15 protein-coding genes are annotated in these 17,085 nt (G+C 42.0%); 7 read left to right on the top strand and 8 right to left on the bottom strand.

What is annotated here, in order from left to right; all coding sequences use genetic code 11:
• Positions 1-13 precede the first annotated feature (13 nt).
• The 3 genes from MHH58_RS01080 (at position 14) to MHH58_RS01070 (ending at position 3,249) form a co-directional block, all read left to right on the top strand.
• Positions 14-1,201 (top strand): hypothetical protein, encoded by a 1,188-nt coding sequence (locus tag MHH58_RS01080; RefSeq protein WP_341344784.1) that lies wholly within the window; start codon positions 14-16, stop codon positions 1,199-1,201.
• A gap of 18 nt (positions 1,202-1,219) precedes the next feature.
• Positions 1,220-2,335 carry a 5,10-methylene-tetrahydrofolate dehydrogenase gene (locus tag MHH58_RS01075; protein WP_341344783.1) on the top strand — a complete coding sequence of 372 codons (1,116 nt, stop codon included), beginning with the start codon at positions 1,220-1,222 and terminating at the stop codon, positions 2,333-2,335.
• A 68-nt stretch (positions 2,336-2,403) separates the two neighbouring features.
• Positions 2,404-3,249, top strand: coding sequence for an aldo/keto reductase (locus tag MHH58_RS01070; RefSeq protein WP_341346076.1), 846 nt, complete (start codon positions 2,404-2,406; stop codon positions 3,247-3,249).
• A gap of 542 nt (positions 3,250-3,791) precedes the next feature.
• On the opposite strand, the gene MHH58_RS01065 is transcribed toward MHH58_RS01070, so the two are convergent.
• On the bottom strand, positions 3,792-5,315 hold the full coding sequence (locus MHH58_RS01065; RefSeq protein WP_341344782.1) for an ABC transporter permease/substrate-binding protein: 1,524 nt from the start codon (positions 5,313-5,315) through the stop codon (positions 3,792-3,794).
• A complete protein-coding gene (locus MHH58_RS01060; RefSeq protein WP_341344781.1) occupies positions 5,312-6,250 on the bottom strand; it encodes an ABC transporter ATP-binding protein in 939 nt (312 codons plus the stop codon). Before MHH58_RS01060 ends, MHH58_RS01065 begins: the two co-directional genes overlap by 4 nt.
• Positions 6,251-6,386: 136 nt before the next feature.
• On the opposite strand from MHH58_RS01060, the gene MHH58_RS01055 reads away from it, so the two are divergent.
• Together MHH58_RS01055 and MHH58_RS01050 are read left to right on the top strand one after the other, a co-directional pair.
• The gene (locus MHH58_RS01055; protein WP_341344780.1) at positions 6,387-7,748 is read left to right on the top strand and encodes an aldehyde dehydrogenase; all 1,362 of its coding nucleotides are present in this window, start codon (positions 6,387-6,389) and stop codon (positions 7,746-7,748) included.
• Positions 7,749-7,784: 36 nt separating this feature from the next.
• Positions 7,785-8,450 carry an NAD(P)-binding oxidoreductase gene (locus MHH58_RS01050; protein ID WP_341344779.1) on the top strand — a complete coding sequence of 222 codons (666 nt, stop codon included), beginning with the start codon at positions 7,785-7,787 and terminating at the stop codon, positions 8,448-8,450.
• A gap of 111 nt (positions 8,451-8,561) precedes the next feature.
• Here MHH58_RS01050 and MHH58_RS01045 read toward each other — a convergent pair whose 3' ends face one another.
• The 5 genes from MHH58_RS01045 to MHH58_RS01025 form a co-directional block, all read right to left on the bottom strand.
• The gene (locus tag MHH58_RS01045) at positions 8,562-9,974 is read right to left on the bottom strand and encodes a YfcC family protein (protein WP_135097677.1); all 1,413 of its coding nucleotides are present in this window, start codon (positions 9,972-9,974) and stop codon (positions 8,562-8,564) included.
• Between the two features lie 96 nt (positions 9,975-10,070).
• Positions 10,071-10,751, bottom strand: a complete 681-nt coding sequence (locus tag MHH58_RS01040) for an ABC transporter ATP-binding protein (protein ID WP_341344778.1) — start codon at positions 10,749-10,751, stop codon at positions 10,071-10,073.
• Position 10,752: 1 nt separating this feature from the next.
• A complete protein-coding gene (locus MHH58_RS01035; RefSeq protein ID WP_341344777.1) occupies positions 10,753-11,781 on the bottom strand; it encodes an ABC transporter permease in 1,029 nt (342 codons plus the stop codon).
• 81 nt (positions 11,782-11,862) lie between these two features.
• Complete coding sequence (locus MHH58_RS01030) at positions 11,863-13,248, bottom strand: sensor histidine kinase (protein WP_341344776.1); 1,386 nt, start codon at positions 13,246-13,248, stop codon at positions 11,863-11,865.
• A complete protein-coding gene (locus tag MHH58_RS01025; protein WP_341344775.1) occupies positions 13,245-13,922 on the bottom strand; it encodes a response regulator transcription factor in 678 nt (225 codons plus the stop codon). The genes MHH58_RS01030 and MHH58_RS01025 overlap by 4 nt, the downstream gene beginning before the upstream one ends.
• A 134-nt stretch (positions 13,923-14,056) precedes the next feature.
• On the opposite strand from MHH58_RS01025, the gene MHH58_RS01020 reads away from it, so the two are divergent.
• Together MHH58_RS01020 and MHH58_RS01015 are read left to right on the top strand one after the other, a co-directional pair.
• Entirely contained in the window at positions 14,057-15,391 is a 1,335-nt protein-coding gene (locus tag MHH58_RS01020; RefSeq protein ID WP_341344774.1) for a PepSY-associated TM helix domain-containing protein, read from the top strand.
• Between the two features lie 11 nt (positions 15,392-15,402).
• Positions 15,403-15,867: a FixH family protein gene (locus MHH58_RS01015; protein WP_341344773.1), complete on the top strand. Its 465-nt coding sequence runs from the start codon at positions 15,403-15,405 to the stop codon at positions 15,865-15,867.
• Positions 15,868-15,915: 48 nt separating this feature from the next.
• Here the strand turns inward: MHH58_RS01015 and MHH58_RS01010 are convergent, their stop codons facing one another.
• Complete coding sequence (locus MHH58_RS01010) at positions 15,916-17,058, bottom strand: globin domain-containing protein (RefSeq protein ID WP_341344772.1); 1,143 nt, start codon at positions 17,056-17,058, stop codon at positions 15,916-15,918.
• Positions 17,059-17,085: the final 27 nt, after the last annotated feature.

The raw sequence follows: 17,085 nt of genomic DNA, 5'->3' as shown, positions 1-17,085 counted from the left end.
AAATATAATTTATATGTCTGTAAACAGGGTAAAAAGGGTAATAGCTGATAATGTTGCGCTTTACTTAAATGATTACAGAAAGGAGAATTCTATGCCTTCTTTAACTGTTGGTTTGATTCCAGCTCCCCGGATGCCGCGGGTACTGATTGATAAAATTCTTGAAGATCTGCCGAAGCTTGCCGAAGAGTTCATAGACAGTGATTATGACTGGAAATTTGAATGTGAAGAAAGTATTCTGACGAGTTCTTCTGAATATATTAATGAAACGATTCACAGAATGGTTAATATAAAAGAGCGGAATAAATGGGATTATGTAATCGGCATTACCGATTTACCGAGCTTATCCAACCATAAAGTTGTTGTATCGGAGTTTGATTCCCACAAGTCAGTCTCCCTGCTCTCTCTTCCTTCCCTCGGGTTTTTAATTTTAAAAAGAAAATTAAAACGGATGCTCATACATCATCTCGAATATCTTTATCAATATAATGTAGACAGTGCAGCATTCGACAGCAGCAAGCTCAGTACGCCTACGGTGATGAATATCTCTCCTGAAACACCTGTAGAAGAAAACGAGAGTACCAACCGCTACATTATTAATTCATATGTTATCGGCTGGTTGAAAATTATTTTAGGTATGACCTATATGAATGAGCCCTGGTCGATTGTCACTAATTTTAAAACGCTGGTATCGCTGGCTTTTGCGACCGGTACATACATTTCCATATTCTCCACCCCTTGGCAGCTCAGTATAGATTACCATGCCTGGCGTCTGATAACGTTAGCACTGTTCTCTGTAATAGGGATGGTCTTTTGGTTAATTTATGCTCATAAATTATGGGAAGGGCAATCGTCAAAAACATCAGTTCATTACCGGTGGCTCTACAATCTTACAACCTTTATGACACTTTTGTTTGTTACTGTCATTAACTACTTTATTCTTTACCTGCTTCTTACGGTATCGATTACTATGTTTGTGCCGCCGGCAATCTTTAATGACTGGACACAGGCTGATACGGATTTCACTGTAATGAATTATGTAAATCTGATATGGTTTACAACTTCTCTCGGTATATTGGCAGGCGCCCTGGGTTCTACTGCCGAAAGCGAGGAGAAAATTCGCAGTGTGACTTATTCTTACCGTCAACAATACCGCTATAATCAATTACAGGAAGATGATGAAGAAGACGATGAATCTAATTAAAAAGTCAGGAGGAATATTATGGCTCGTTTGGGTATAATCGCTGCGCCGGGTACGGCAAGAAATATCGCCAGTAAAATTAAAGATGAGCTGGCCGATAATTTAAAAGAACGGCTGTCTGAAAATGAAGATTGGGAAATAGATATCATTGTTGATCCCCTGACCGGTGAAACTGAATTCTCAAAAAAGATATACGCAAGAACAGAAGAATATTTACAAGAAAACGAGTGGGATTATTTAATCAGTATTACGGATCTGCCTTTATTTTATAATGATAAGCCAGTAGTCATTGATATAGATACTTCCGATGGCATTGCTATGATGTCTATTCCTGCTTTTGGGTGGCGGCCGCTTAAAAAGAGAGTTCAGACCGCGATTATTAATACTGTCAGCATTATAAAGAAAATTATTGATAACGGTGATGACATTGAAGCGGAAATTCAGGAGGAAATTCACTCTTTAAATAATATGTTCACCTTCTCAAAACTGCAGTATGCAAAAGATTTCTTTGAGGAATCCGAAACAAAACATCTTTTATTTCATATGAATACCAAAACCGGAGGAACTTTCAGACTGGTCACCGGAATGACTTTCGCCAATAATCCTTATAACATGATGCAAAGTTTAAGCGGAGTTACAGCTATAGCATTTGCTACCGGCGCGTTTGGTATTATTTTCTCGACGATGTGGAATCTGAGCTACCTGTTTCCAACATGGCGTTTAGCAGCGATTTCGGTGCTCTCCATTTTTGGAATGCTGCTCTGGATTATTGTATCTCATGATTTGTGGGAGAACTTTAAGGAAGGACAAAGCCGCCGCATGACTTCGCTGTATAACAGCACGACCTTGCTCACCTTATTTATCTCACTGCTGTTTTATTACTTGTTACTCTATCTTCTATTCTTGACAGCCGGAGCGACATTGCTTCCGCCGGACTTTATCGCAACAACTATAGAAGTTGAAAATATAGGAGTCAGATTCTATCTCGAACTGGCCTGGTTTGCGGCATCACTGACGACAGTTGCCGGCGCTATCGGGGCCGGTTTCCAGGATAAAGAGACTATTCAGGAAAGTACTTACGGTTATCGTCAGCGTCTCCGTTATCAGGAAAGCCGGGAAGAAGATTCTGAAGAATAGAGGTAGTTTATAAATACAGCAAGAGGGAAGAATAGAAAATGTACAGATAAACTAAAAAAAGGATGATGATTTTGACTAAGGATATTCCAATGTATAAACTTCACGATGGTTACCAAATACCTTCAATTGGATTCGGCACTTCGGGTATCACTGGTAAAAAAGGAGCTGAAAGCGTTGAAAATGCTCTTCATAATGGTTACCGCTTGATTGATACGGCCATCCGTTATGAAAACGAAGGTGCTGTCGGCGCAGGTATACGCCGCAGTTCATTGCCGAGAGAAGAAATTTACGTTACTTCAAAACTGCGCGGCGGATTGTATGATTACAGTACAGCACTTGCTTCTATAGAAGAATCATTGTTCCGCACAGGATTAGATTATTTCGATTTGTTTCTTCTGCACTGGCCAAACCCGAGACAGGACAAATATGTTGAGGCCTGGAGCGCGCTAATTCAAGCTCAAAAAAACGGCTATGTTCGTTCAATTGGTGTATCCAATTTTGAACCGGAACATATCGACCGTCTCAAAAAAGAAACAGGCGTCACACCTGTAATTAATCAGATTGAGCTGCACCCTTACTTTTCACAGGAAAGAGTCAGAAAATATAATTCAGACAACGAGATAGTTACTCAGGCCTGGAGCCCTCTCTCACGTGCGAGAACTGTTTTGCAGGATGAGACTTTAAATACATTAGCCAAGGAGAAAAATAAGGACGCGGGTCAAATAGTGCTGCGCTGGCATTATCAGCATGGCGTCATACCTATTCCAAAAGCTTCCGGCACTGAACACCAGCTGTCCAACCTGGATATTTTCGACTTCGAGCTGTCAGATGCCGAAATGAAGAAAATCGATTCTCTTACTAGAGAAGACGGAAGAATTGATAAACAAGATCCGAATGAACACGAGGAGTTTTAAAGAAAGCATTGAGACTGGGACAAAAATCCTGAAGTAAAAAGAGAAAAGGCTTGGAAATCTTGAAGTTAAGATTTCCAAGCCTCTTTTTATAGAAAGAAGTATATTAAAGATGGGTTGCTGGACAATTTTTCTCAAACTCATGGTCCTTAAAGTAACGCTATGCTTTTTGGGTTGGCATGACGGAGTTTCATGTGTATCCGGGAGCTCCGGGGTTGGTATGATTGAGTTTCATGTGTATCCGGGAACTCCAGGGCTGGCATGACGGAGTTTCATGTGTATCCGGGAGCTCCAGGGTTGGCATGATTGAGTCTCATGTGTACCCGGGAACTCCAGGGCTGGCATGACAGAGTCTCATGTGTATCCGAGAGCTCCAGGGTTGGCATGACAGAGTCTCATGTGTATCCGGGACCCACAGGGTTGGTATGACTGAATCTCATGTGTATCCGGGAACTCCAGGGCTGGCATGACAGAGTCTCATGTGTATCCGAGAGCTCCAGGGTTGGCATGACAGAGTCTCATGTGTATCCCCACATCTCCATGCTTTATTTTCGCTCTATAATATTATTTTCTTTTAAATATTCTTCCGCCACATCGTAAGGGCTTTCGTCTTCCACAGAGACACGGTAGTTCATATCCTGCATTTCTTCATCCGTAATCTTGCCTGCGAGTTTATTTAACGGTTCGACAATCTCCGGATATTCTTCAAGAAACTCCTGCTTAAACATCGGCGCGCCCTGGTAAGGCGGGAATACCGCTTCTGTATCTTCGAGTATCACCATATCGTATTCTCTCAGCTCGGCATCTGTTGCATAAGCATCCATCAGGTTGATATCTCCGCTTTCAATTGCCTGATAACGAAGCTGAGGTTCCATCGTTACCACATCAGTGAAGTTCAGATTATACGCTTCTTGAAGCGCAGGATAACCATCTTCTGTTCTGTCATTAAATTCCATCGTAAAGCCTGGTTTCACAATGTCTTCAATTTCTCTCAGGTCTCCAATTGTTTCAAGACCGTGTTCTTCTGCAAAGTCTCTTTTCACAGCAAGTGTATATGTGTTATTAAATGCCATCGGTTCGAGCATCGTCATCTCAAATTGTTCATCCAGTGCAGCGTTAGCCTGCTCATATACTTTATCTGCCTCATTTGAATCCGGCGGGATATTCACAAGCTCTCCGAGCACTGTACCGGTAAATTCAAGATATCCATCGATATCATCAGATTCCAAAGCATTGAAAAGGAAGGATGTTTTACCCAGTCCATCTTCCACATTAACATTATAATCTGTTTCTTCTTCAATCAGTATTTTATACATATTTGTAATTATCGACGGTTCTGCTCCCAGCTTCCCTGCAATTGTCATACTGTCGCCGCGGTTTGTTAACAGCGGTGCAAGTGCTACAAGCAGTATAACGATAAAAATTGTGCCTACCAGAGTCACTGCTTTTTTATACGACAGATTTTGAATAACTCTTAAAATAACATCGAAAAGTATCGCAAGCAAGGCTGCCGGTATCGCTCCGATTAATATAAGGTGCGTGTTATTACGATCAATCCCAAGCAGTATTAAATCTCCGAGTCCGCCTGCTCCAATTAGTGCAGCGAGCGTTGCGGTACCAATAATCAGCACCATTGCTGTACGTACACCCGCCATAATAACCGGCATCGCTATCGGCATTTCCACTTTTAAAAGCCGTCTCATCGGTTTCATTCCAATACCGCTGGCCGCTTCCACCAGTGAGTCATCCACCTCGGCGATGCCTGTATAAGTATTTCTCAGTATAGGAAGTAACGCATAAATAACGAGCGCTATAATTGCAGGCACAACACCGATACCAAACAGCGGTATCATCAATCCAAGCAGGGCAAGGGACGGTATTGTCTGGAGTACTGCCGCAATATTAATAACTACTTCTGCTGTACGCTTCGTCTTCGTTAAAATAACGCCTAGCGGTATACCGATAACAGCTGCAATCAGCAGTGCTATAAACGATATCTGAATATGTTCTATCAGTGTCGATAAAAGTTCACCTTTACGTGAATTGAGAGTTTCTAAAAATGTATTCATGCACTGTCACCGCGCTTATCTGATAAATGTTTAAAGACATCCCGCCTGCTTAACAGCTTATTCCCTTTTGCGGTTTTCACTGCAACAGTCTCATGCTCAGCAAATACTTTAAATGCATCTTCGATCTTAGTACTTTCTTCTACAAGCGGATAAACAGCTTCCTCAGCTTCAGCAGAATCTGCTCTGATAAATTCACCGATCGTCTCATTTTCTTCTTTCTGATAACCTATAAACTCCTGAACAAAGTCGTTTTTAGGAGCTGTTAAAAATTCTTCCGGCGTCCCAATCTGTTCGATTCGCCCTTCATTAAACAGGCAAATCCGGTCGCCAAGTTTCATTGCTTCTTTAATATCATGCGTGACAAACACTATTGTTTTTTTAATTTCCTGCTGCAGCGCTGTTAGATCATCTTGAAGGCTTTCTCTCGTAATCGGATCGAGGGCGCTGAACGGCTCATCCATCAGAATAACGGGCGGGTCTGCTGCCAGTGCACGGATTACACCGACACGCTGCTGCTGGCCGCCGGAGAGTTCAGCTGGTTTACGATCTTTGTATGTATCAGGATCGAGCCCCACCATCGTCATTAACTCAGCTGTTCTTTGATCGATATCTGCTTCTTTCCATTTTTTCATCTGGGGAACCTGAGCAATATTCTCTTTAATTGTCATATGCGGGAATAAAGCGATCTGCTGCAGCACATAGCCGATATCCCAGCGCATTTCATGCACTTCATAATCGCTTACCGGTTTATCTTTAAAGTAAATATAGCCTTCAGTCAGCGGAATCAGTCTGTTAATCATTTTAAGAGTAGTTGTCTTTCCGCTTCCCGAGGGACCGATTAAAACGAAGAACTCTCCTTCTTTCACGTAAAAACTTGCATCTTCCACCGCAGTTTTGCTGCCGTAGCGTTTTGTTACATTTTTAAATTCAATCATGTATTATCCGCTCCTCATAAATTTTAAGTCATTCATTATATGTATTAGAATAGGGAATAATAATATATACCCTAATTAGAACAAACATAAAAAGGGAATACTATAAATTATAAGATATTTTTTGGAGGCGATAATTATGTCCATGCAGTCAATAGTCGAAAATCAGCGCAAATATTATTATAAAAATCATACAAAATCGGTCAGTTTCCGTATCCGCCAGTTAAAAAAATTGAAGCTTGCTGTCGAGACTAATGAAAAGATGATTCTTGAAGCTTTAAATAAAGATCTCGGAAAATCAGAAGCCGAGGCTTTTATGACAGAAATCGGTATCGTTTATAAAGAATTTGATTACGTCATTAAACATCTAAGAAGCTGGAACTCTCCTGAAAAAGTGTCAGGTTCAATGATGAGTTTCCCAGCTAAAAATTATGTATACCGCGACCCCTACGGTGTTGTTCTTATTTTGTCGCCGTGGAATTATCCATTTAATTTAACGATGATGCCGCTGATTGGCGCTATTGCAGGCGGGAACTGCGCGCTTGTGAAACCTTCTGAAACCAGTCCGCATACAGCTGCAATTATAGAAAAAATATTGAATTATACTTTCAGCGAAAAGTATGTGTACTGCGCTCCTGCTGACACACCGCATGATGAAGTCAACAAACAGCAGTATGATTATATATTCTTTACAGGCAGCACCAGTGTCGGCAAAGAGATTATGGGTATTGCCAGCGAAACGCTGACACCAGTCACATTGGAGCTCGGCGGCAAAAGTCCCGTTGTAGTTGATGAAACTGCAAATATAGATGTTGCAGTTAAGCGTATCGCCTGGGGTAAATTTGTCAATGCGGGACAAACCTGCGTCGCTCCCGATCACGTGATTATTCACAGTTCTAAAAAACAGGAGTTTATCGACCGGATGCTCAATGAAATTGAAGAACGTTACAGTGACGCTGTGCACCGGGAAGACTATCCTAAAATTATTAATGAAAAACACTTTAAACGTTTATCAGGGCTGCTCGAAAATGAAATGGTTCTCGGCGGCAGTAAAAATTCAGAAACGCAAAAAATTGCGCCCGCCCTCATGCCGAACAGCACCTTTGAATCGGAGGTCATGAAAGAGGAAATATTCGGTCCGATTCTGCCGGTAATCACTTACGATAACCTTGAGGATCTGATTGCTTACCAGCAGACGCTGCCTAAACCGCTCGCCTTTTACATTTTCTCAGAAAACGATCGCAATGTTGAAACTCTCTTGTCACGCTTGTCCTTCGGCGGCGGCTGCGTAAATGATACTCTGATGCATCTGTCACATCACGATATGCCGTTTGGAGGCGTCGGTGCGAGCGGAATGGGTCATTATCACGGCAAGTATTCATTCGATACTTTTACCCATGAAAAGAGCGTCGTAAAAAACAGTACAATCATTGATATTCCTGTACGCTATGCCCCATTTACCCAGGCAAAAAACAAGCTTTTCAGAAAGTTTTTAAGTTAGACTGTTGCTAATAAAACATTTAAGGAGTGTATACAGATGAGTATTTTAGTTATTGGTGCAAACGGCGGCGTAGGGACCCACCTCGCGTCACAGCTTAAACAAAATTCAGTGGATTTCACAGCCGGTATCCGTAAAGAAGAACAGATTGCTGATTTTGAAAATAAAGATATGAAAACGCTGCTGATTGATGTCGAGAACGATTCTATAGAAGAAATGGCCGATAAGATGCAAGGCTTTGAACAGGTTGTTTTCTCAGTAGGTTCAGGCGGCAGCACAGGTGCCGATAAAACGATTATCGTCGATCTCGACGGCGCTGTAAAAGCAGTCGATGCCAGTAAACAGGCAGGAGTTGAACACTTTGTTATGGTCTCGACATGGGATTCAAGAAGAGAAGCTTTCGATACGCCTGATGCACAGAAAATTAAACCTTACACGATTGCGAAACACCATGCAGACGTCTATTTAAGGAATTCCGGTCTTACCCACACGATTGTTCATCCCGGTATGCTGACTGACGAAGGCGGTTCCGGCAAGGTCGATATCGATTTATACTTCGGCGATATTAAAAACGTTGCACGTGAAAATGTGGCGGGGGTAATTTACGAAGTCGTTACTAAAGAAAAAAACCGCGGCAAAGAGCTGCAGGTGCTGGACGGCGGCACTGATATAGCAGATGCTGTTAAGAACTTTAAGAATAAATAAGGTAAATTAAAAAGGCAAAAATCCGAATGGATTTTTGCCTTTTTGTTAGTTTTAAAACGTTTGGAAGCTGCGGAATACTTTGATTTTAACTCCGCTTCAACTTTTAATTGTTTACGACCAGCTGGTTATTTGAGCAACTACCAGAGCTCCTAAAGATATAAACATAAAGATTAAGAATAGCGGGAAAAAGAATTTAATCCACTTGTGCCACTCTACTCCTGCTATAGCGAGGGCTGCCATAAAGTATCCGCTGGTCGGATAAAGAATATGAGCAAAACCATCTCCAAGCTGAAATGCAAGAACAGCTGTCTGCCGCGTTACATCAACAAGATCGGCGAGCGGCGCCATAATCGGCATGGTAACCAGTGCCTGCCCCGATCCTGAAGGGATAACGAAGTTGATAATTAACTGGACGAAGTACATTCCTGCCGCTGCAAGCACAGGCGGTAATTCTCCTACTGCACTGCCGAGCCCATTTACTATAGTGTCCATTACCTGACCGTCTTCCAGAATGACAGCAATTGAACGCGCCAATCCGACAATTATGGCACCCATCAGCACTTCTCTGAAACCTTTCGTAAATGCTTCACTAATACGCGTCAAGTTCAGTCCTGAAACTAGACCAACTACAACACCCATAATAATGAACAGTCCTGACATCTCTATCATAAACCAGTCTTGGGTAGTTACACCCCAAATCAGTACGGCAAAAAACAGCAGTACAGCGAATGCTCCTGCAATCTGACGGCCCGTCGCTTTCAGCGGTTCATGTTCACCTATTGATGAATACATTTCACGTTTTTCAGCATCTTCTTTATATACTAAACTTGATTCCGGATTTCTCTTTACTTTTTTTGCATATCTCATTATAAACAATGCTGTAATGAACAGAACAATAATAAATAAAATCAACCGGAATCCGAGACCTGAAAATGTAGGTATCTCTGCAATCGTCTGTGCAAGACCTGTATTTATCGGGTTCAGCACTCCTACAGTATAGCCGATTACAGTACCGCAAAGTGCTATGGCCGCGGCTGTCATCGAATCGTACCCGAGAGCAATAACCAGAGGTATAATAACTGGAATATATACAAGAGACAATTCGGCTGTACCGATTAAAGTCGCAACTGCGGCAAATACGGTAACAAGCACCGGTATAATAAATATACTTTTCTTTGAAAACTTACGTGCCATTTTATCGACTGCAATTTCTATAATGCCGCTCTCACGCAGTACCATAAACATTCCGCCAATAATCAGCGTAAAGAATACTACTTCCCCTGCATCAACTAATCCCCTTGGAATCGCTGTCAGGAATTCGACTGCACCAGTTGGTGTGGATTCAACATATGTAAACGACTCCGGATCAACCGCAGCACGCCCGTTTTCCAATTCCACACGGTCAAATTCACCTGCTGGTATTAGATATGTAGCTGCTGCTGCAACGATACCAAATACAAACAGGATGACATATATATGCGGCATTTTAAAGCCATTTTTCTTTTTCTGCTTATCATCACTCATGAGTAAACCCCTTTTTATTTTTCATTGTAACTCATATAAATGCCTCCTAAAAGTATGAATATCGATAAAAAAAGACGGGTCTATGACCCATCTTTACTAAGATTCGATAATTTTACCGTCTTTCATTTCCACAATACGCTCTGCATATTTCAACATATCATTATCATGGGTTACCATCAGCACGGTAATATTCAATTCACGTGCCAGTCTTTCTATTAACTCCATTACTTCCACTGAGCGTTTTGAGTCGAGACTTGCTGTCGGCTCGTCGGCAAATAATATTTCCGGCTCATGAATAATTGCCCGGGCAATTGCCACACGCTGTTTTTCTCCGCCTGACATGTTTTCCGGATAACTGTCTCTATGTTCCCACATGTCAACGGTAGTAAGCGCATCTTCAATACGCGCTTCTCTCGATTTTTTGGACCATTTGGTTTCTGCAGTATCAAGCATCAGCTCGAGCTGTTCTTTCACAGTTAAAAATGGTACCAGATGTGCATGCTGGAAAACAAAGCCGAAATATTTCGCCCTCACTTCACGAACCTCTTCGGCATTCATTTCCGACATATTTTTCCCGCTGAATTTAATTGAACCGCCGCTTAAATCCTGGAGCCCGGCAGCTATCGTCAGCAGCGTGCTTTTTCCTGAACCCGACGCGCCCACCAGCGCCGTCAGTTCACCTTTATTTAACTCCAGATCAATTCCCTTTAATATCTGCTCTTTTGTACTTCCATGCTTAAATTCTTTTTTTATATCTTCTAATTGAAATAAACTCATCTTAAGCACCTCCTTGGTTAATTGCCTGCATCGGTTCTACTTTTTTAATCTGGATGCCCGACAGCGTCGCCCCGATAAAGCCGATAATAATAAATGCAAGTGATGAGAGCATTACCATATTAAGCGTTAAGTGGAATGGCATGCCGCTTGGTGCCAGTACATTAAACAGCTGACTGATACCGACAGCTAACAGCAATGAAATAATGGTGATAATAAACATCTGCGCCCACATCATTTTAAACAGTGCAGAAGTCTTAACCCCAATCGCTTTTAAAATGCCAAATGTGCCTAATTTCTGCACGTTGATCATGTAGAAGAATATCGCAAACAGCATACCGCTGATAACGTACAGGAATACTATAATCATATTAAGCGACAGCTGCTCTGCACTGTAGCTTGGAATTGTGTTTAAGAAGTCTCCATTGCCGAATGCTGACAGTTCATCAATCGGCTGATCCGTTTCAGTTGTAAACGCCAGCTGGAATGTATCTGTATTATACATTTCAAAGAAATCTTCATTGTTAATAAAACCGACGGAAGAGTGGCTGAACTTTTCTTCTTCGGCAAATCCTGTAATTGTCAGCTCTTTATCCAGGAGACCGCTTGAAATTGTATCGCCAATTTTAAATCCTTCTTCTTCAAAAGCCTGGTCCAGCACAATCTCACCAGGTTCTGTTTCAGGGAAATACTCATTATCCGAAGCACTCACAAAGGCTAGACTGTGTTTCTGGTCGCCGGTATCATTGAATTCACCCATTTGAATTGAAAATAAGGTTACATCCGGATCTGCAGCTTCCAAATTACTAATCTGCTCATCCGACAATGCAGAGAAACTGTGATTTTCTTCTGCACTTTCTTCCATATAAAATGTACCTTCCGGCATATTTTTAATCAATGCCGCATTGTCCTGGGACAAACCGTTCGCAAGTCCTGAAATACTTAATGTTAACAGACTAATCAGAAATATAATCGAACCGAGAATTGTATACCGAAGTTTATATTTCTTCATTTCTTTCCATGCCATCTTCATTAAAAAAATCCTCCTCGTTTTCATCTATGAGTCATACTATATACCTGCAATATGAACTCATTGTGAACGAGGAGGAAAAAATTATTCTGTTGTATTTACAGGCAGCCGGACTGTAAAGGTCGTGCCGCTTCCGCTGCTTCTTACATTGATTGTACCGTTATGCAGTTCAAGTATTTTCTTAACGATGGACAAACCGAGACCGGTGCCGCCGACACTGCTCGTCCGTGCGGTATCCACCCGGTAAAATCTGTCAAAAATTTTATCGATACTTGTATTATCTATACCTTTTCCTGTATCGCTGATTGTTATAACTGTATGAGCTTGATATCTGGTCATTTCTATATCGATGCTGCCTGCATCTCCGTTATATTTAACAGCATTCGACAGCAAATTGTCCCATACGGTATTCATCAGCGCTTTGTCCGCCTTGATTTCAGTATCCTGAAGTTTGTGAGAAAGCATCAGGCCTTTTTCATTAATCTTCCATTCGTAAACTTTAATCAGCCGCTCGAGCTGTTCTTTCAAATTATAAGTTTCCTTCCGCAGCATGTAATCTTCATGATCGATGGATGACAGAATCAGCAGCTGCTCTGTCATCGTCGACAGCCTGTCTATTTCAAAATCCACTGTTTCTGTATATTCACTCCGTTCAGCTGCTGTGAGCGGTTTATTTAACAGCTTATTGTAGCCTTTAATACTCGACAGCGGCGACTGGATATCATGGGATATATTTGAGATAAAGTCCTTCTGAATTTTATCATTGTATGCAATCTGTTTTGACATCCTGGCGAAGTTCGCTGACAGTTCACCAAGCTCATCTTTCCGGTTTGTATCGAGATCGTGAATCGAGTAATCCCCGGAAGCCAACAGCTTGGTTGCTTCACTCAATTTAGTCACGGGCTTAATTAGGAAATGCGCACTGATAAATACAAGTATGATACTTAACAGCACAGTCAGCATAAATAAAATACCGAATAAAAGATGCATCTCATTAAACAACAGATTAATATCCGGACGCATAAATAAAGCATAAACGGTGCCGTCATGCTGAACCGGCACACCGATAGTATTGCTCAGTTCGTTAGCAAAAAAACCGGTCACAAATATTTCCGCTTCAAAATTTGCCATCCCGTGATATATTTCACCGGCAAGCACATCGCTGACCACATCCGGAGACAGATTGTGCTCATTGAACTCCGCTCCAAAAAACTGAGTGTTGCCGCTGTTGTCTGCCAGATACATCTGATAACCGGCATCAGCAATTGTTTTCAAGTATTCCTCGATGTTCATTTCCGGCTGAGTTTCGATAAATGTACCTACCTCAGAAGCAATTGCTGTATTTTTTTCATCGTTGCTTGCTTTTAAATTATATTGATAATAAGCGTTCGACACGACAAAGGCGATAAAGAAACTGAGTATCATAATACCGAGCGTCATAACGACAAATTTTACGTATAATGATTTCATAAAACAGGCTCCAGAAAATAACCGACGCCCCGTACAGTTTTAATTTTAAAATCAGATGTTAATTTTGAAAACCGGGTTCTCAGTCTCTTAATATGGACATCGACAGTACGTTCATCCCCTTCGTAAAACACTCCCCATATTTGCTCAATCAGCTGTTCTCTTGAAAAAACCTGTCCGGGGTGACCTGCCAATAGCTGCAGAAGTTCGAATTCTTTTAACGGCAGCATGTAGGTCTTATCTTCAATTTCGACGGTATACTTATCAGGATAAATACTGACATTTCCGATACGTATTGAATCAGTCTCTCCTTCCGCTTTATAACGGCGCAGCAGCGCCTCTATTCTGAAAATCAGCTCTTTCGGTTCAAACGGTTTGACAAGATAATCATCTGTTCCTGCTTTAAACCCTTCTGCTTTATCATCAATGTGGCTTTTTGCCGTCAATATAAGCACCGGAATATCGTACTCATCGCGTATCGCTTTGGTCAATTCAAGCCCGTCCATATAAGGCATCATGACATCGACCACCGCCAGGGAGCACGGCGTTTCTTTTAAACGCCTGAGAGCTTGTCTTCCATCGTTCGCCGACGCAACACGGTATCCTGCTTCAGTTAAATTCAATGTTACAAACTTTACTATGTTAGGGTCGTCATCGACGACCAGTATTCTCTCCATAATGGTTCCCCCCTCCGGCAGTTGTTATCCGTAGTATATCATCAAATGACACTTCTTTTTAACATCGCGGTATGTACAAAACGATAAATATTCTCCATAATTAACAGTTGAATCAATGACAGGAGGATTTAAACTTGAAAAAACAAATACAGCCTTTGATTTGGCGCTGGCATTTGTTTGCCGGCTTAATCTTGGCGCCTTTTCTTCTTATTATTGCCATTACAGGAGCAATATATCTATTCAGAGTAGACATCGAAGAATACATATATAAAGATTATTATAATATCGAGGCTGAAAGCGAACATCTTCCGCCAAGCGATCTTGCTTTCACGGCTTTAAATACCGTCGGCAGCGGAGACATTACCCGCTACCGTCCAGGCGAAGATGATACTCGTTCTGCGGAAGTCGGTATAACGGACGGAGACGGTGAATCATTAACGGTCTTCATTAATCCATACAACCGCGAAGTCCTGGGTATTATCAACGACAGCAACCGGCCGATGGAAATCCTCGCCGCTCTGCACAGTGAACTGATGGCCGGAACTTTCGGCGACCGGATAGTCGAACTGGTGGCATGCTGGACAATTATTATGCTGATTTCAGGCTTGTTTCTGTGGTTTCCTAAAGCAAAAGAAAAAATTAAAGGTGTTTTCACCATCCGCTTTAATAAAGCCGGGCGTATCAGGCGCCGCGACCTGCATGCCGTCCCTGCCTTTTGGATCTCAGGAGGATTATTATTCTTCCTCTTATCGGGCATGCTGTGGACAGGCTTCTGGGGTACAGGCGTGCAGCAGCTGACAACTGCTTCCGGCGCTGGCTATCCGCCGTCAATCTGGGTAGGTCCGGCTCCAGAATCCGAGACTGTCGCAGAAGATATTGCGGATGTCTCATGGGCTGCAGAACAGATGCCGGTCGCAGATTCTGACCCTTCGTCAGGCTTCAGACAGGTTTCCATAGACGAAGTTATTAAGACGGCTGATGCAGCAGATACTCATCCGAGCTACGACATATTTTACCCTGCTTCTCCGGAAGGTGTCTTTACCTTATCCGTTTTCCCTCCGAAAGCACAGGATGAGGCAACGATACATATCGATCAGTATACAGGTGATGTTATCGCTGACTACCGCTATGATAATTACGGTCCGCTCGGCAAGGCAATGGCGCTTGCAATTACGATTCATAAAGGTTTGGAGTTCGGTCTCTTGAACCAAATTATTGGAGTGATTATCTGTCTTGGATTAATCGGCATCGTCATTACGGGTGTATACATGTGGTGGAAACGGAAACCGAAAGGTAAAAGCGGTGCACCAAAAGCTAAAAGTATATTTGAATTTAAAGGTATGCTCTCTGTACTAATCATACTCGGCCTTATATTCCCGCTCGTCGGTCTGTCGCTGATTATTTTATTCCTGCTGGACAGGCTTATTATTAGAAACAATGAAAAACTCCGCCGCTGGCTGAATTATTAAGGAGGAACAGCATGTATAAATATTTAATTTTAATAATTTCTCTTCTGTTCCTTTCCGGCTGCAATATTGTAGATGACGATACACACGATAAATATAATAAGACACCGAAGGCAAATATCGTTATTGATACAGAGAAAATTACATCTGTCGGGCCTGCCGAACAGCTGACAATTCATGTCCTGGAAGACGGCAGCCCAGTTGATAATGCCGATATTACCCTGTCTATGTGGGCAGCGAAAGAAGCTGAAGTATGGCACGAGGAATACGAAGTATCATCTCTTTCAAACGGAGAATATACAGCGGAAATAAATATTCCGCGGGATGGTTTGTATTTGATTAAAGCACACGTTTCAAGTGATAATATCGATGCTGTGCCGACTAAATACTTTACTGTCGGTGAACTGGATATGTTCGAAGAAGTATTTCTGCAGGAATTCAGTAATGACGACAGTATTGAAATAAACAGCCATCATTAAAAAAATGGCGCCCCGTGTATATTAAACGGGGTGCCATTTTTCTTTAATTTATACAGCCAGACTTAAACGCGGGATAAAGATTTCGTAGTGAATACGATCTTTATCAACGCCTGCCTTGCCTAATTCTTTAACGATGGACTGAATGAATGTCACACCGCCGCAAACGTAAATTTCCTGATCATCTTTAATGAACTTCTGCAGCTCCTCACTCATCAGATAACCTTCTTTATCTCTTAAGTGAGTGTGCAGCTGTGCATTTTCGGCAGCTGCGATATTTTGAAGCTCAACTTCAAATGCAACGTTATTTGCATTATCTGAAACCTGGATGAACTGTGCATCTGCATCAGTACCGGCTGTTTCACGGTACATCGGGAATAACGGCGTTACACCGATGCCTGAACCGATAAATAGCTGCGGCTTATTTGTGTTTTCAAGGCCGAACACACCAACTGGCGCTGATAAATTGATTGTATCGCCCGTATTAACCTGCTCGTGCAGATACGTCGATACTTCTCCGCGGTTGCCATCCAGATCTTCTTTCCTTACTGCAAACGTCAGCTTGCCATCCTGCACATCGACGATTGAGTAATGGCGTTTTGCTCTGTACGGCAGATTTGGAACTTGGACGTCGACCGTAATATACTGTCCCGGCGAGTACGGTATATCTTTAATATCATCCGATTTAACTGTAAAAGCTTTAATAATCCCTGTCTCTTCTCTCACACCGATTACTTCAAACGGCTTAAAGCTCTGCCATGCCATGCCTGCATAAATATCTTTCTCTATACCGATAAACGCATCAGCAATTTCACCATAAGCCTTGCCCCATGTTTCTATAATCGGATCATCTGCCGCAAGTCCGGTTACTTCCTGAATTGCAGCGAGGAGGTTTTCTCCTACGATCGGATAATGTTCAGGAAGCACTTCGAGACCGCAGTGTTTATGCGCAATCGGCATTACTACAGGTACTATCGGCGTTAAATCTTCAATGTGCTGCGCTGCTGCCAGAACTGCTGTTGCAAGAGCTGTAGACTGCAAACCCTGCTTATGGTTCGGCTGATTAAACATATCTCGTAATTCCGGATGTCTATCAAACATTCTATTATAAAATTTAGAAGTAATTTCAACACCTTTTTCCTGTAAAATTGGAATTGTGCTGTGAATAATCTCAACTTCTTCTTTGTTAACCATATAAACACTCCTAATTGTTGTATTTAT

This window comes from Jeotgalicoccus sp. FSL K6-3177 (assembly GCF_038050175.1).
GTDB classification, from domain to species: domain Bacteria; phylum Bacillota; class Bacilli; order Staphylococcales; family Salinicoccaceae; genus Jeotgalicoccus; species Jeotgalicoccus nanhaiensis.
Note: the sequence above shows the minus strand (reverse complement) of the source record. Positions and strands in the feature narration are given on the sequence as shown.

Bases quoted from the DNA above. Each gene is read 5' to 3' on its own strand.
- MHH58_RS01075 (WP_341344783.1), top strand. From the start codon at position 1,220: ATGGCTCGTTTGGGTATAATCGCTGCGCCGGGTACGGCAAGAAATATC.
- MHH58_RS01040 (WP_341344778.1), bottom strand. From the start codon at position 10,751: ATGAGTTTATTTCAATTAGAAGATATAAAAAAAGAATTTAAGCATGGA.
- MHH58_RS01060 (WP_341344781.1), bottom strand. From the start codon at position 6,250: ATGATTGAATTTAAAAATGTAACAAAACGCTACGGCAGCAAAACTGCG.
- MHH58_RS01010 (WP_341344772.1), bottom strand. From the start codon at position 17,058: ATGGTTAACAAAGAAGAAGTTGAGATTATTCACAGCACAATTCCAATT.
- MHH58_RS01035 (WP_341344777.1), bottom strand. From the start codon at position 11,781: ATGAAGATGGCATGGAAAGAAATGAAGAAATATAAACTTCGGTATACA.
- MHH58_RS01050 (WP_341344779.1), top strand. From the start codon at position 7,785: ATGAGTATTTTAGTTATTGGTGCAAACGGCGGCGTAGGGACCCACCTC.
- MHH58_RS01030 (WP_341344776.1), bottom strand. From the start codon at position 13,248: ATGAAATCATTATACGTAAAATTTGTCGTTATGACGCTCGGTATTATG.
- MHH58_RS01025 (WP_341344775.1), bottom strand. From the start codon at position 13,922: ATGGAGAGAATACTGGTCGTCGATGACGACCCTAACATAGTAAAGTTT.
- MHH58_RS01065 (WP_341344782.1), bottom strand. From the start codon at position 5,315: ATGAATACATTTTTAGAAACTCTCAATTCACGTAAAGGTGAACTTTTA.
- MHH58_RS01015 (WP_341344773.1), top strand. From the start codon at position 15,403: ATGTATAAATATTTAATTTTAATAATTTCTCTTCTGTTCCTTTCCGGC.
- MHH58_RS01055 (WP_341344780.1), top strand. From the start codon at position 6,387: ATGTCCATGCAGTCAATAGTCGAAAATCAGCGCAAATATTATTATAAA.
- MHH58_RS01080 (WP_341344784.1), top strand. From the start codon at position 14: ATGTCTGTAAACAGGGTAAAAAGGGTAATAGCTGATAATGTTGCGCTT.
- MHH58_RS01045 (WP_135097677.1), bottom strand. From the start codon at position 9,974: ATGAGTGATGATAAGCAGAAAAAGAAAAATGGCTTTAAAATGCCGCAT.